Genomic DNA, 15108 nt, shown 5'->3' with positions numbered 1-15108 from the left:
AATTTGTGAAAATTTAGCATAATCTAAATAGGTCGTGTAGTTGCGTGATTTTTAAAAAATTACGAGGAAAGTCCGGACTCTATAGAGGTATGGTGCCGGGTAACGCCCGGCGGAGTAATATTACTTTAGGGAAAGTGCCGCAGAAAATAAACCGCCGTAATATATTCTATATTACGGTAAGGGTGAAAAGGTGTGGTAAGAGCACACCGGTAAGTTGGTAACAAGTTACGCATGGTAAACCCCACCAAGAGCAAAATCAAATAGGCGTTACAGAGCTTTTATAAGCTCCCAGGTATCTCTAACCGGTTTGTAATGCGGGTAGATTGCTTGAGGTAAACGATAACGTTTATCCTAGATAAATAACTACAACGAGCTATTTACAGTTCGTACAGAATCCGGCTTATAGACCTTATTCTGTCATCCTGTGGCTTGTCCACGGGATCCAGTTAAAAATTATGAAATAAATTTTTCGCTATATTAAAAGCTCAATTTATCTCGCTTTATGCTGGATCCCGTGGTCAAGCCACAGGATGACACTAAGAACATAAATATATATGTTAAACCCCTAATGAAAAAATTATATCATTATCCTATTTGTCCCATCTCAAGACAAGCTCGTGTCTTTTTAAAAGAATTAGATATACAATTTACTACAATTAAAGAAGATTATTGGCAGTTTAATAAAGAATTTCTGAAAATAAACCCTGCCGGAACATTGCCTGTTTTAGAGGAACAATATGGCTTATCTGTAGTTGGTATTTATCCTTTGGTAGAATATCTTCATAGCAAATATCTAAATTTTAATTTTTTAGATGAGGATGTAGATGTTTGTTGTGAAATCAGGCGATTATTCTTTTGGTTTAATGATAAATTTTATCGTGAAGTTACAAAAATTATTATCGATGAAAAAGTTATAAGATCAATCGCTAAAATGAGTAGCCCGAGAACTGAATTTTTACGTGCTGCAAAAAATAACCTAAATTATCACCTAGAATATATGACTAGCTTACTTGAGAAAAGAAGTTATATAGTTTCAGACTCCCTAACTATTGCCGATATTGCAGCAGCTTGTCATTTATCCGTACTTGATTATTTTAGTGAAATTTATTGGGATAAATGGATTGTTATTAAACATTGGTATTCGCTAATTAAATCAAGACCCGCTTTTAGATTATTATTGCAAGATAGAATCCCAGGCTTTACTCCACCAAGCTATTATACAGATTTAGATTTCTAAAAGCTCATACCAGCTATAAATATACAGTATTATGGATAATAAGAAAAAACAAGAAAAGGAACTGAATGCAGAATCCATCAAAATATTAGAAGAATCAGTTAATGGCTTAAACATAAATGAATATTCTTCTTATCAAGAAATGTATAAAAAGCTTGATTTAGATTCTGTGGAAGAAAACTAAAATAATTATTTTCATTTGTTGACAACGAGCCTATATCATTATATTTAGTTACTTACTTAAAAATAAAATATGAGATAGCTTATGCAACTTAGTTCGATCTCTTTTCCATTATTAAAAAGGCAAACAATAGGAATAGCGTTAGGGATAGCATTGCTTGCGATTTGTTCGCAAATAATAATACCTATGAAGCCGATATTTATTTCATTGCAAACCGTTGCAGTTATGTTTATCGGGCTTACATATAATAAGACCACTGCCCCTTTAACGATATTATCTTATATAACTCTTGGAGTAGTAGGAATGCCTATATTTGGAGAATTTTCCAGTGGCTTACGAATATTATTCGGTCCTACCGCTGGATATCTAGCAGGCTTTATAATTGCTGTATACGTTATGGCAAGCTTAAAAGATAAAATTTTTATTAATAATAAGCTATTAAATCAAATTACCTTATGTTTGATCGGTAATATTATCATTATGAGTTTAGGCTGGATGTGGCTTGCTAAAATGATAGGAGCAAGCGGTGCATTTTACGGCGGTGTATTACCCTTTATAATACCTGGTATAATTAAATCAGCTTTATTAATTGGGCTTATTAACGTGGTAAAACCAAAAGTCAAATATACTAGTTGAACTTGAAAAATTAGCTATTATATGTCATTCCCGCTTAAGGCTTGCTTGCGTGGATCATTCTCTCCCTGTCATCCCGTGGCTTGTCTGGCGTTGCTGCATGGATACCAAATCGTCATTGCGAGGAGCGTAGCGACATGGCAATCCAGAAAAAATAACAAAAAATGCTAATTTATAGCATTTTTTAACTAGATTGCGTACGTACAATTACTTGGTAATTTCCTCACAATGACGGAAAAACCAATCCATGCAATAATAAGATTTTTTAAATCTTTTTCTATCTTGAGCTTTTAAAGTCTTATATAACTCTATTATTCATAAAAAAATCAAAAAAATGTTCATGCCGCATTTTCCAGTACCAAAACCAAACTGGAAAAACCAAATTAAATATGACCTTGAAAATATAAATAGCCTTTTAAAAGCTTTAGGTAATCCTCATTTAAAGCTCCCTCCTGTAATACATATAGCAGGTACGAATGGCAAAGGCTCAAGCAGTGCTATGCTAAAAAGCATTTTTGCGACCGCCGGCTATAAAGTACATTGCTATACTTCCCCGCATTTATTAGAGTTTAACGAGCGAATTGTAGTAGCAGGTGAGAAAATCTCAGATAATGAATTATGGCAAGTTTGTGAACATGTAAGGGTAGTAAGTGAGAAATTTAATATTGAACCTAGTTTTTTTGAAGGAACGACAGCTGCCGCTTTTCTAGCATTTGCGAATAATAAAGCTGATATATTAATTTTAGAAACAGGACTCGGCGGTAGATTTGATGCAACAAATGTAATAGATCAGCCGTTAATTACGTTAATTACCCCCATTTCATATGATCATATGCATGTGCTAGGGTCAACCTTGCAGCTAATAGCTTTTGAAAAAGCTGGCATTATGAAGCAGGGCACGCCTTGTGTTATAAGCGTACAAGTTCCCGAAGTTCATGAAATATTATTTGCAAAAGCAGAAAATTTAGCAGCCCCCACCTTTTGTTATGAATATGATTTCGGTATACAAAAAACGGATAACGGATTTATTTACTCATCACGAAATTTTACACATGAATTTCCTACTCCCTCTTTAGTTGGTGATCATCAGTTGATCAATGCAGCCAGTGTTATTGCACTAATAAGTCTTATTAATAAACAATTTAATATTAATAATGAGGCTATTGCTAAGGGTCTACAAAATACTATTTGGTCTGCTAGAATCGAGAAAATTGATCCGCAAAAATATTCCAGATTAATAGGTGATAACGTACAAATTTGGGTGGATGGAGCTCATAATAATAGTGGAGCCCAAGCCTTAACAGCGTGGATTCGTGATAATTTAAAATCACCGATATATTTAATACTCGGTATGACTAAAAACCGCAATATAGAAGAGTTTTGTGCTTACTTCAAAGGTTTGATAACTAAAGGTTATGGTATTAAAGTTTTATCTGAAACATTAAGCTATAATGCTGAGATAATAGCCTTAGAGGCAAGCAAAACCGGTATTGATTTTGCTGCTAGTGAAAGTCTTGAAGAAGCAATTATGGACATAAAAAAAATAAATGGCGATAATAAAGCAAATATCATAATAACCGGATCGCTTTTCTTAGCGGCTGATTTTTATAAACTGCTATCTACTCATTGATCTATTATTTATACATAGCTGTACTTATCATTTTGGTATTTCTCTACACCAATCCATTAAATAAGACTTACAAAATCAGATTGACTTATTTGAAGTTTTGTTGATAAACAATTACCAAAATCCTATTTGGGTTTATTTCGCTCTATCAACGCCAGTTTAGGATAAGAGTGTAAGGAATAAAGATAATAAAGCAGGGTATTTACAAGAGAGGAGTGTTGAGTTACATAGATTTTGAATCAAAAAAATATGCACTCAACAATGAAAAGATGTATCATAACTCTATTTTGTATAATAGATAATTATTGTAAAGTTTACGAAGAATGGGAAGAAAGCAAATTAATACCCAGCGTTAGGAAGCGTAGGAGATCAGGGAGTTTAAGGCTTTCAGAACTATATAACTATAGTATTATATTTTTATATATCTCCATGCAAAGATTTTAAGAATTATTATTTATATCATCTATCATGTAAATATAGAGGATATTTTAGTCTTCCTAGTTACAGTCGGATAATCCAGTTGTGGCCAAGATTAGTATTACCTTTAACTATAATGTTACAATTATTTACAGGAGATGAGACTGGTATATATTTTGTTGATTCAACCAAATTATCGATATGTCATGCAAAACGTACAAATAATAATAAAGTGTTTAGTGGCATTGCTAAAATAGGTATGAGTAGTTACGGATGGTTTATGGGATTTAAATTACATATTGTAATTAATAATAAAGGTCAGATTATGGCAATTAAAATAACAAAGGGTAATGCTAGTGATTTATCTGCTGTAGACTCAATTACCAAAGGATTATGGGGTAAATTATTTGGAGACAAGGCTTATATTTCTAAGGAAATGTCCGCTAAATTATTTAGTCGTGGGCTACGGTTATTTACTGGGATTCGCAAGGATATGAAAAATCATTTATTAGATATAGAAGATAAAATACTCTTAAAAAGCAGATCAATAATTGAATCAGTATTTAATGTACTAAAAAACAGCATGAACCTTGAACATTCAAGACATCGCTCCCCTATTAATTTCTTAGTTCATATACTTTCTTGCGTAAATGCTTTTAATTTCAATAAATCTAAAAAATTTCTAACACTACTTGCTTATCCTCAGACCTCCTTATCCTAAACTGGCGTTAACTAACGTATTACTTGAGTTTGAAAAAGATGAAGAGATAATAACATTACTTGAACCTAAATTATTAACTATAAAAAATAATGTGATACCGGAAGAGGAGGGCATTATTTTTTGCCGTTTTAATTTATCATTAGCATATTTTAATGTAGGAAATTTGTCATTAGCTGAAAAACAACTTTTACATTTTTTAAAAACCGAACCTGACGATAAAGATGCTCTCTATAACTTATTTAATATTTATTTAACACAACAAAAATTAGACAAGGCTAAGGATTTAACAAAAATTTCCCCAAAAGATTTAAAAATTTTAATGGAGATGAGTTTAGATTTAGCTGAGATTAGTGCTATAAAACTAAATTCAATTAATCAGGATGAATTACCTGCGACAAGCAAAAGTCAATTTCGTTGTTTTGAATATATTGCTAAATTTAATAGCTATAATGATTCTGAAAGAGACTCAAATTATGAAAACTTGAAAGAAGAATTAATTGAGATTGATAAGGTTATTGATTACGCAGTATTATCGTTTACAACTGCTATTTATACCAAACAATATGAATTAGCAGCACAATTTGCCAAAAAAATACCTAAAAATATAATAACTCCATATATAGAAAAAACTAGGTTTTTATTAACTCCTGTCGAATATATAAGCGAAGTTCATATAGAAGAACTAAGAAGTAAGTTTGATTTATCACAAGAAGATGCTATAGATTTAGTGATTCAGGTCAGTAGCTGTTTAGTCGCAGATGAACAATATAAATTAGCCTTAGAAAAAATTGAAGAAATATTACTGCTTGAACCTCAAAACTATAGTGCTATAGCTAACGCGACTAGCATTATTCCTTAGAATCATATAAGATAAAGCTTTTAATTATGGTAGAGATGAAAGCATACAGTCAGGATTTAAGAGATAGGGTAATCAGTCTGCACAATACTTCTAAATATAGAATAAAAGCAATATCAGACTTATTGGGTATAGAGCGTCATACGATATCAAATTGGATTAGACGTTATAAAGAAAATGGAGACTACAGCTCAAGACAACATATGCAAAGTGGACGTGATGCTAGGTTTACTAATAAGGAGCATATAATTGAATTTTTAGCAAAGAATCCTGATAGCCGAGCTATAGATATAAGAGATGTAGTAGCACCCGAGCTACCAATGAGCACATTTTATGACACGCTTCATAGAATGAAGATTACATATAAAAAAAAGAGCCAAAATACAAAGGCAGGAATGAAGAAGCCAGAAAACAATTTGTAGAATATATTGATAAAATAGCATCTGACAAACTTGTGTATTGTGATGAAATGGGGGTAAGTAATAATATAACCATGTTGTACGGATGGTCAGAGAGAGGAGCCAGATCTTACGCAGAGCAAGGAGGTTTTGCTACTGAGAGAGTAAATATAGTTGCTGGTTATAATGAGGGCACCAAAGAATTAATTGCTCCATTAGAGCATTCCGGTTATATTGATAAGCAATTATTTAATCAGTGGGTAGGTGAGCTATTATGCCCATCACTCAAACCTGGACAATTTGTAATAATGGATAATGCGAGTATTCATAAGTCACTGTTGGTAAAGGAATTAATAGAAAAAGCGGGTTGTACTCTTATTTATCTACCGGTCTATTCTCCAGATTTAAATTCTATCGAACACTGTTGGGCTAATTTTAAAAATTACCTGAGAAAAATTATTAAAAACTTTAAAGATTTTCGTGATGCAATAACAGCAGCAATGGTACAAACCTTCCCGTGTTAGCTATATAGAGATTGGTCTTAGTGCTGCTGAATTAATTAACAATCAAGAAAAAATCCAAGAATATAGTGTATTATTACATGAAAAATATGAAAAAGACTTCATTAATGATATACAAAATACTCATAAATATTATCGATCAATAAAAGAGCTTAATTTACGTCATGCTATTAATAATACAAATAGTAATGTTAGTAAGTGGCTAATTAAAGAAGGAGAGATTAATAAAAACGATGCTATTTCTTTAGGTAAATATAAAGGACTTGATTGTTATGGAAGAATTAGCACAGATATAAAATGCGATAGTACTCAATATAATGAATTTATCAATGCGTTAGAAAAAGGCATAATTTACAAACAGCAGGGAAATAATGGAGTTAAATTTCTCAAGGAAAATGCTGTTGAAATCAAAATTAATGGCGGTAATCGTTTATATACAAATATATTAAATACTAATCCCCAAGGTGAGTTATTAATAAATTTTGATCACTTTGGTAATCATAAAGATGTAATAAAGTTTGTTGGAGAGCATAATTTAGAATTTCATGAAGCTTTTGAACTTACTCAAAAGGTTGCCTTAGGTTGATAGCAGCAGATAAAGTTCCCTCGTCTAGATAATCAAGTTCACCACCGATAGGTATGCCGCTAGCGAGGCGAGAGATTTTTGCGGGATGGTCTTTTAGATATTCTGTAATAAAATAAGCAGTAGTTTGCCCCTCTAAAGTAGAGTTAGTTGCGATAATGACTTCTTTAATATTTTCCTTAAAGCATCTGTCAAGTAGTTCCGGTAACCTCAAGATACTAGGGTTCTGTCTGCTAGCTGCTGATAAATTATGACCAAGCACGTGATATAATCCTTTGAAATTACCACTACGCTCCATTGCCCATAATTCAGCAACAGTTTCAACTATTGCAATAACTGATTTATCTCGATATTCAGATGTGCAGATACCGCAAATATTTTCAGTATCCATATTACCACAGACCTGACATTTTACTATTTTCTTATCTATTTCTGTAAGATTATTGATAAGAGTTTTTAGCCTTACATCCTTGTCTTGCAGTAAATATAATACTATACGTCTTGCTGATCTGCTACCAAGTCCAGGAAGCTTAGAAAATAGGTAAATTAGCTGGTCTATCTCGTTATTATTATCGTTCATATTAAGCCTTTATTACGACAGTTCCAGCTATTTTATCATGTAATGCTTGTTTTTGAGAAGAGAAAAGTATAAAGAAAATACCGATCGGAAATGTCATATATCCAAGGAATCGTTTAATTAACTGTTTAAGGGGCGGACGGTTAAAGTCGTTTGCATCTACTATTTTCATACGCATAAATATTTTGCCAATGGTTGCTCCTTTATAATACCAAAAACCTATAAAATATGAACCTATCACTGTTAAATTAATTAGTAAAATTGAAACATTAAATAAAATATATTTATTAAAATTTCCTGCTTTAAGATATTCATAAAATTCTTGACTCATAACAGATTTAAGCACCTCGCTTTGATTATGCAAGTCAATATTATAGCTCTGGAAATAATCACGGTAGAAAAAAACCATTAGATAAAAGAAACAAAATTGTAAAATTGGGATTGCTATGAAAGCAAATAACGATAAATCAAGTGCCGTAGAAAAAATACGTGCTATAAAATCTGGGTATATAATTTGTTTTTTCATTGCTGATTACTATTTTTTGATGTTTAATTATAAATAATTTAAAAACATTACAGTATTTATGGAACAATTTGAAGCATTTAATTTATTATTTGTTGATAGTTTTGTCTCAAACTTATTCATCGGTTTTCAGCGTGAATTAATTTTTCATTCTATGAAAATGTTTGGTAACTATAGTTACCCTATAATGTTTATAGTAGCTACTTGTGCTTCTCTTGGTGGTAATATAGTTAATTATATTTTTGGTAAATGTGCTTTAAATATTTTCTACTCTTCTAAAAATGAACAAAATATCTTAAGGCATAAAAATTTAGCACAACTTTTTTATAAATATGAGATATTTATACTTCTTCTGATGGCGTTTCCTTTTTGGGGAAGCTTTATTTCCTTATTTTCTGGTTTTTTTAAAACAAAATTTTCAAAATTTTTGGGGCTTGGTTGTTTAGCAAAAGCCTGCTATTATATTGCAGAACTATATATATTATAAAATAGCCATGAAAAAATTAACTTCAGAAAATTCTCATAGACAGCAAAAAGTAGCAAGTATAATAAATGAAGCATTAATTGAGATTTTACATCGTGGTAAAATGCTTGATCCTAGACTTTACGATTGTCCTCTTACGATAACAAAAATTATAGTTACTGCCGATTTAAAAATAGCCAATTGCTATTTTCTACCTTTTAACACTAAACTAACGCCTCAAGAAATTACCGAAAGCCTAAATAATTCCAAAAATGCTATCAGAAATTTTGTAACAGGCAAGATAAATATGAAATACTCACCCGATATAAGATTTCATTACGATCACGGATTTGACAATGCCTTAAAGGTAGAGCAACTACTAAAGGATACTAATAATATATAATTGTTAAAAATGGGATATATTTTAGATAGGCACAGGTGCTAGGGGATAAACTCAATCATTGAAAACAATAATTATCCACTGCATTAAGTAAAAATACTTAGTGCAGCAGTCCCCTAGCATAAAGTATGCACTAAAGGCTTAATAAGCTGTTTTGCAATAATGGAGTTTAAACATCATTCACGTTTTACATACTATCAACAGTAATTAAAATAATCAAGTGCTTTTAGTTACTTTTTAGTATTTTTTTAAACTATAAGTATACCCATATTATTTCTTAATGTTTTTACATTTTTAGTATAAAAATCTATTAATTTTTATAAAAAATAAAGCCTTATTTCCATAAATAACTTTCAAAGATTGTTTTTTTGTATTAAAATGAAAAGATAATCTTTTAGAGTAAGTAGAATGTCTCCTCAAATAATCGAGCTATTAATTTTTGCTGGTATTACTTTTTTTATTATTAATAAGCTAATTACGACGCTTGGTGCTACTTCGGATGATGATCCAGCAAAACAAAAATCTTATTTTGGTGAACCAGTTATTAAAGATGTAACAAACAGTTCTAATAAATCATATGAAGAAGAAAAAGATCTACCAACCGCACAAGATATTAAAACTTTTAAAAATTTGATAGTAGAACAGAATATAACGGCAGTTGTAGATGGTATGGAAACAGTGCATAAACGTCTTAATGCATTTCAACCTATTAAATTTATAAACAACGCTAAAATCGCTTTCCAAATGATTATAGAAGCTGCTTATAAAAACCAAACAGAAGAACTTGCTGAATTAGTTGATAAAAGATTTTTAGAAGAATTTGAAAAAATATCTGCTTCTTATGGTAATTTTTTCGACTCAACGGCTTTAAACGCTAAATATTCTGAAATTTATACATTTGGCAACAACATATTTATTAAATTACTATTCCAAGGTAAAAACGTAGTTGACAAAATAGAGGAACTAAAAGAAGAATGGACATTTACCCGTAATGCTAATACCAAGGAAGTAGATTGGTTTTTAAGCAATATTGAAAAAGTGTAGTTTTTGCCGTCATTGCGAGGAGATGCAACGCATCGACTTGGCAATCTCAGGAGTCCTGCTTCATAAGATTGCCACGCTCATTTCATTCGCTCGCAATGACGATTTGGTATCCACGCAACATATAAATAACAATAATAAACTATTAGTAATGAACAAATTATTCTATATTATATAGGCACTATACTAATAATAGGTGTCTTTTTTATGTTTCAAAATAAATCTACAATAATAGGTGATGATAACCAAATAATCCCTCGTAAAGTTCTGTTCGGTAATCCTGACAAGGCAAGAGTGTCATTAACCCATGACGGTAAATATATCTTATATATTGCACCAAAAGACGGCGGGCTAAATATTTGGTTAGCCCCAAGTGATGATATTAGTAAGGCAGAGGCAATAACGCATGATAAAGGTCGTGGTATATGGTCTTATGCTAAAGCTTATAACAATAAAAATATTTTATACACTCAAGATTTTAACGGCGATGAAAATGACCGAATTTATAGTTATAATATAGAAACAAAAGAGACAAAGTTACTTACTCCGGAAAAGGGAGTAAAGGCTGGGCTAGTTGGACTAAGCTACAAAAAGCCAAATGAAATATTAATAGATTCAAATGAGCGTAATCCTGAATATTTTGATATTTATAAATTAAATCTAGATACTTTAGAAAAAGAACTGATTTATCAAAATGATAAATTTACCAATTTTGTAACAGATGAAAATTTAAATTTAAGATTTGGTAGTTTATTAGATAAAGATGGTGCTGTTGAATATTACGAATTAAAAGACGGCAAGCCTCAGCTATTTACCAAAATATCAATGGAAGATTCGTTTAATACCGCTATACTTGGTTTTGATACTAGTGGTGAAACTTTATATATGCTAGAGGGGCGTGATCGTAATACTTCAGCCCTTAAAGCTATAAATTTAGCTACCAATAGTTCAGAAATATTAGCAGAAGATTCAAAAGCTGATATTGGTTTATTTGCTGTACATCCTACCAAACAAACACCGCAAGCAGTATCAATAAATTACGATATGGTATCATACAAAATATTAGATAAAGATATTGAAGATGATATCAAATATTTGCAAAATCTTGATCGTGGTGATTTGATTATTAATAGTCGAACACTTGATGATAAAACTTGGATCATAGCTTATAATAGTGATAATTCACCAGTGAAATATTATAAATATGATCGCACTAATAAAAAAGCTGAGTTTTTATTTACTAACCGTAAAGAATTAGAGCAATATAAACTTGCTAAAATGATACCGGTAATTATTAAGTCACGTGATGGTTTTGATTTGGTTAGTTATATTACTTTCCCAAATGATATGAAACTTGATGAAAATAATATTCCTGATAAAAAAGTTCCGCTAATAATTAATGTTCACGGTGGTCCATGGGCACGTGATAGTTGGGGGTACGATCCGGAGCATCAATGGCTTGCTAATCGTGGCTATGCAGTTTTAAGTATTAATTATCGTGGTTCTACTGGCTTTGGTAAAGATTTTCTTAATACTGGAAATTTAGAATATGCCGGTAAAATGCATACTGATTTAATTGATGGTGTAAATTGGGCTATTAATAATAATATAGCAGAAGCTGATAAAATAGGGATTATGGGTGGAAGTTACGGCGGTTATGCAACGCTAGTTGGTCTTACTATGACACCTGATGTGTTTGCTTGCGGAGTTGATGTTGTTGGTATGTCTAATTTATTAACTCATGTACAAACTAAAGCCCCATATTTGACTCCATTATTAAGTATATATAAAACACGTATAGGTCCTTGGGATACTGAAGAGGAAAAAGAGTTTTTAAGACAAAGATCACCGATTAATTTTGTTGATAATATCAAAAAGCCTTTATTCATAGCCCAAGGAGCTCATGATGTGAGAGTCGTACAAGCAGAATCCGATCAAATCGTAAATGCTATGAAAGCAAAGCACATACCGGTAGTTTATGCACTCTATAAAGATGAAGGCCACGGCTTTGCAAAACCTGGTAATAGAATATCATATTACGCTCTTGCCGAACAATTTTTAGCTAAAATCTTAAAAGGACGTGCTGAAGAAATTGGCGATGATCTAAAAAATGCTAATTTAATTTTGAATGATCAAGAGAATCTAAACGGAGCGGAAGCAGAGAAGATAATAGGTAAGGCAGTTGGAGAGTAATACGGCTACGTCATTGCGAGGAAAAACTGTAAGTTTTGACGAAGCAATCTCAGGAGTTTTGCTTCACAAGATTGCCACGTCGCTTCGCTCCTCGCAATGACTCTCCCCAAGCCATGCAATGACCTTATAACATAAATAGAGTACCATTATGCTACTTACGAATACTGAAAATTCTTATGGGTTGATTGCTAAACTTTTCCACTGGATTATGAGTATTATGGTTATATTAATGCTTATTGCTGGTTTTTTAATGGATGATTACATAGAGCCGCCTTTAAAATGGCAAATATTTGGCTTACATGAAGCAACCGGAGTGCTAATTTTAACTCTAGTTATATTAAGGCTTTTATGGAGATTTTATAATACTACTGTCTTACTACCTGCTGATTTACCAAACTGGCAAAAGAAAGTCGCCACCATTAACATAAATCTCTTATATCTTTTAATGATATTAATGCCGATAAGCGGCTTTCTTATGACCATTTTGTCAAATCATCATATAGATTTTTACGGCTTGTTTACTATACAATCTTTTGCCCAAGATTTACAATTCGCCAAAATCTGCAAAAAAATCCACCAAAAAGCAGCTTTATTATTTACTGCTCTGATTATTCTTCATATACTAGCTGCGTTTTATCATCATTTTATTAGAAAGGATAATGTACTTAGGAGGATGTGGAATAGTTAATTTAATCATAAATTTATTGACATATATACAAAACTATGTTTTATATAAGTAAGATTACATAACTTACTATATTAGTATTATGAGCAAAAGTGCTAGAGTAATAGTTTCTTCAAAAGGGCAAGTAGTTATACCTAAATATATAAGAAATAAGCTTGGTTTGCATTCAGGTTCTGAAGTAATTATTAATTACAAGAAAAACGAAACATTAGAATTGCTTCCTATAAAAAAGGATATTTTTAGTTTTTTTGGTAAAGGTAAACACAAAGCTAAAAATGGTCCAACTGACGTAGATGAAGCTATTAGTATTGCGGTTATCGAAAATGATAGGGATTGACACTAATATTTTAACTCGTACTTTCCTTGAAGATGATGAAGTACAGGCTAAGACTGCTCAAAATTTTCTGAAAAATCATGTTAATCATAAAATCTTTATTTCCTCATATGCAATACTTGAATTTGCATGGGTGTTAAAAGTAAAAAAGTTTACACGCCAAGAAATTTATGATGCAATTATAAATCTTATTGATAATTCTGGTTTTATTATCGGACATCAAGATATAATAATATCGGCAGCTGAAAAATATATAAAAGGTAAAGCAGATTTTGCTGATTATATGATTATTTCCGAAGGAGAGACAAATAGCGTTAATAACTTTGTTAGTTTTGATAAAGAGATAGTACAAGAAATTAAAAGTGCATCTTATCCTTAAGTAGAAATTTAAATTAATAACAATAATAAAATAAATTATTTATGAATATTCACGAATATCAAGCAAAAGAGATTTTAAGAAAATACGGTGTGCCTACTTCAACTGGGGTAGTGATTACGAAAACCGAAAGCATTAATGCAGCGATTGATGAGCTAAATACAAAGGTTTATGTAGTTAAGGCACAAATACATGCTGGTGGTAGAGGTAAAGCCGGCGGTGTTAAGGTTGTTAAGAGTAAAGAGGAAGCAAAAAAAGTTGCTCATGATATGTTCGGTATTAATTTAGTCACACACCAAACAGGACCACAAGGTCAGAAAGTAAATCGTCTTTATATTGAATCAGGTTGTGATATTTTAAAGGAATATTATTTTAGTGTCGTATTTGATAGATCAGCTAGCTGCATTACCTTTATAGCTTCTACGGAGGGCGGTGTTGATATTGAAGAAGTTGCAGAAAAAACTCCTGAAAAAATCATCAAATTTTCAGTTGATCCAGCTACCGGCTTGCAAAATTTCCATGCTCAAGGAATAGCATATGAATTAGGTTTTAAAGACCATCAAGTAAAGCAAATGAAAGAAATAGTAAAAGCAACTTACAAAGCTTTTATTGAAACAGATGCAGCACAAATTGAGATTAATCCGTTAATTGTGAATAAAGAGGGCAATTTATTAGCGTTAGATGCAAAATTTACCTTTGATGATAATGGTCTATTTAAGCATCCTGAAATTATGGCACTGCGTGATCAAGATGAAGAAGATCCGCTAGAAACAAGAGCAGCTGATGCTGGTCTTAGCTATGTGAAAATGGATGGCAGTATCGGCTGTATGGTAAATGGTGCAGGGCTTGCTATGGCAACAATGGATATTATTAAGCTTTATGGTGCAACACCTGCAAACTTCTTGGACGTTGGCGGCGGAGCTGATCGTGAACGTGTGAAAGAGGCCTTAAAAATAATTTTATCTGATAAAGAAGTAAAAGGCATTTTAGTTAATATTTTCGGTGGTATCATGCGTTGCGATATTATAGCAGAAGGAATTATCGCAGCCGCAAAAGATATAGGTATAAAAGTGCCGCTAGTAGTCCGCTTAGCTGGTACAAATGTTGAAAAAGGTAAAGAGATTTTATCTAATTCAGGTTTAGAAATAATACCGGCTCATGATTTGGCTGATGCGGCTAGTAAGATAGTTGAGGCTATCAGGTAATAATGTCATCCCGTGGCTTGTCCACGGGATCCAGTAATAAAAAATACAAAAAGGTCGATTTTTGCGGTCATTGCGAGCGACTAAAAGGAACGTGGCAATCTCAGGAGTTATTTTCTGTTTCATAAGATTGCCACGTCGCT

General features: G+C 31.9%; 18 protein-coding genes and 1 other RNA gene. 17 read left to right on the top strand and 2 right to left on the bottom strand.

Translation table 11 applies throughout. From position 1 onward, the window contains the following. Nucleotides 1-24 precede the first annotated feature (24 nt). The 9 genes from rnpB to AAGD54_RS08785 all read left to right on the top strand — a co-directional run bounded on the left by rnpB (nt 25) and on the right by AAGD54_RS08785 (nt 6591). Nucleotides 25-419, top strand: an RNA gene (rnpB, locus tag AAGD54_RS08825) — RNase P RNA component class A. Nucleotides 420-568: 149 nt separating this feature from the next. Further along, nucleotides 569-1237, top strand: coding sequence for a glutathione S-transferase family protein (locus AAGD54_RS08820; RefSeq protein WP_341794628.1), 669 nt, complete (start codon nt 569-571; stop codon nt 1235-1237). A 31-nt stretch (nt 1238-1268) separates the two neighbouring features. Next, nucleotides 1269-1418 carry a hypothetical protein gene (locus tag AAGD54_RS08815; protein ID WP_341788422.1) on the top strand — a complete coding sequence of 50 codons (150 nt, stop codon included), beginning with the start codon at nt 1269-1271 and terminating at the stop codon, nt 1416-1418. Nucleotides 1419-1499: 81 nt separating this feature from the next. Beyond that, nucleotides 1500-2051: a biotin transporter BioY gene (locus AAGD54_RS08810; protein ID WP_341794627.1), complete on the top strand. Its 552-nt coding sequence runs from the start codon at nt 1500-1502 to the stop codon at nt 2049-2051. A 331-nt stretch (nt 2052-2382) separates the two neighbouring features. Further along, nucleotides 2383-3678 (top strand): folylpolyglutamate synthase/dihydrofolate synthase family protein, encoded by a 1296-nt coding sequence (locus AAGD54_RS08805; RefSeq protein ID WP_341788420.1) that lies wholly within the window; start codon nt 2383-2385, stop codon nt 3676-3678. 394 nt (nt 3679-4072) lie between these two features. Further along, a complete protein-coding gene (locus AAGD54_RS08800; protein WP_341795150.1) occupies nt 4073-4813 on the top strand; it encodes an IS982 family transposase in 741 nt (246 codons plus the stop codon). After that, the gene (locus AAGD54_RS08795; protein ID WP_341794626.1) at nt 4785-5672 is read left to right on the top strand and encodes a hypothetical protein; all 888 of its coding nucleotides are present in this window, start codon (nt 4785-4787) and stop codon (nt 5670-5672) included. The genes AAGD54_RS08800 and AAGD54_RS08795 overlap by 29 nt, the downstream gene beginning before the upstream one ends. Nucleotides 5673-5698: 26 nt before the next feature. Continuing rightward, nucleotides 5699-6091: an IS630 transposase-related protein gene (locus AAGD54_RS08790; RefSeq protein WP_341794381.1), complete on the top strand. Its 393-nt coding sequence runs from the start codon at nt 5699-5701 to the stop codon at nt 6089-6091. Between the two features lie 5 nt (nt 6092-6096). Continuing rightward, nucleotides 6097-6591 carry an IS630 family transposase gene (locus AAGD54_RS08785; protein WP_341795144.1) on the top strand — a complete coding sequence of 165 codons (495 nt, stop codon included), beginning with the start codon at nt 6097-6099 and terminating at the stop codon, nt 6589-6591. A 557-nt stretch (nt 6592-7148) separates the two neighbouring features. On the opposite strand, the gene recR is transcribed toward AAGD54_RS08785, so the two are convergent. Both recR and AAGD54_RS08775 read right to left on the bottom strand, forming a co-directional pair. Next, nucleotides 7149-7751 carry a recombination mediator RecR gene (gene recR, locus AAGD54_RS08780; protein ID WP_011477894.1) on the bottom strand — a complete coding sequence of 201 codons (603 nt, stop codon included), beginning with the start codon at nt 7749-7751 and terminating at the stop codon, nt 7149-7151. A gap of 1 nt (nt 7752) precedes the next feature. Next, a complete protein-coding gene (locus tag AAGD54_RS08775; protein ID WP_341794625.1) occupies nt 7753-8274 on the bottom strand; it encodes an RDD family protein in 522 nt (173 codons plus the stop codon). A 58-nt stretch (nt 8275-8332) separates the two neighbouring features. Here AAGD54_RS08775 and AAGD54_RS08770 point away from each other — a divergent pair, with 58 nt between their 5' ends. The 8 genes from AAGD54_RS08770 to sucC all read left to right on the top strand — a co-directional run bounded on the left by AAGD54_RS08770 (nt 8333) and on the right by sucC (nt 14968). After that, on the top strand, nt 8333-8758 hold the full coding sequence (locus AAGD54_RS08770; protein ID WP_341794624.1) for a YqaA family protein: 426 nt from the start codon (nt 8333-8335) through the stop codon (nt 8756-8758). Nucleotides 8759-8765: 7 nt separating this feature from the next. Further along, a complete protein-coding gene (gene rbfA, locus AAGD54_RS08765) occupies nt 8766-9137 on the top strand; it encodes a 30S ribosome-binding factor RbfA (protein WP_011477891.1) in 372 nt (123 codons plus the stop codon). A 405-nt stretch (nt 9138-9542) separates the two neighbouring features. After that, nucleotides 9543-10178, top strand: a complete 636-nt coding sequence (locus AAGD54_RS08760) for a Tim44 domain-containing protein (RefSeq protein ID WP_341794623.1) — start codon at nt 9543-9545, stop codon at nt 10176-10178. Nucleotides 10179-10382: 204 nt separating this feature from the next. After that, nucleotides 10383-12368 (top strand): S9 family peptidase, encoded by a 1986-nt coding sequence (locus tag AAGD54_RS08755; RefSeq protein WP_341794622.1) that lies wholly within the window; start codon nt 10383-10385, stop codon nt 12366-12368. Nucleotides 12369-12516: 148 nt separating this feature from the next. Continuing rightward, nucleotides 12517-13056 carry a cytochrome b gene (locus tag AAGD54_RS08750; RefSeq protein ID WP_341794621.1) on the top strand — a complete coding sequence of 180 codons (540 nt, stop codon included), beginning with the start codon at nt 12517-12519 and terminating at the stop codon, nt 13054-13056. A gap of 79 nt (nt 13057-13135) precedes the next feature. Beyond that, a complete protein-coding gene (locus AAGD54_RS08745) occupies nt 13136-13390 on the top strand; it encodes an AbrB/MazE/SpoVT family DNA-binding domain-containing protein (RefSeq protein WP_341788442.1) in 255 nt (84 codons plus the stop codon). Continuing rightward, nucleotides 13377-13766 carry a type II toxin-antitoxin system VapC family toxin gene (locus tag AAGD54_RS08740; protein WP_341788441.1) on the top strand — a complete coding sequence of 130 codons (390 nt, stop codon included), beginning with the start codon at nt 13377-13379 and terminating at the stop codon, nt 13764-13766. Before AAGD54_RS08745 ends, AAGD54_RS08740 begins: the two co-directional genes overlap by 14 nt. A gap of 41 nt (nt 13767-13807) precedes the next feature. Then, a complete protein-coding gene (sucC, locus tag AAGD54_RS08735; protein ID WP_341794620.1) occupies nt 13808-14968 on the top strand; it encodes an ADP-forming succinate--CoA ligase subunit beta in 1161 nt (386 codons plus the stop codon). Nucleotides 14969-15108: the final 140 nt, after the last annotated feature.

Source organism: Rickettsia endosymbiont of Rhinocyllus conicus, assembly GCF_964026465.1.
Taxonomy (GTDB): domain Bacteria; phylum Pseudomonadota; class Alphaproteobacteria; order Rickettsiales; family Rickettsiaceae; genus Rickettsia.
This window is presented reverse-complemented; position numbering and strand designations above follow the sequence as displayed.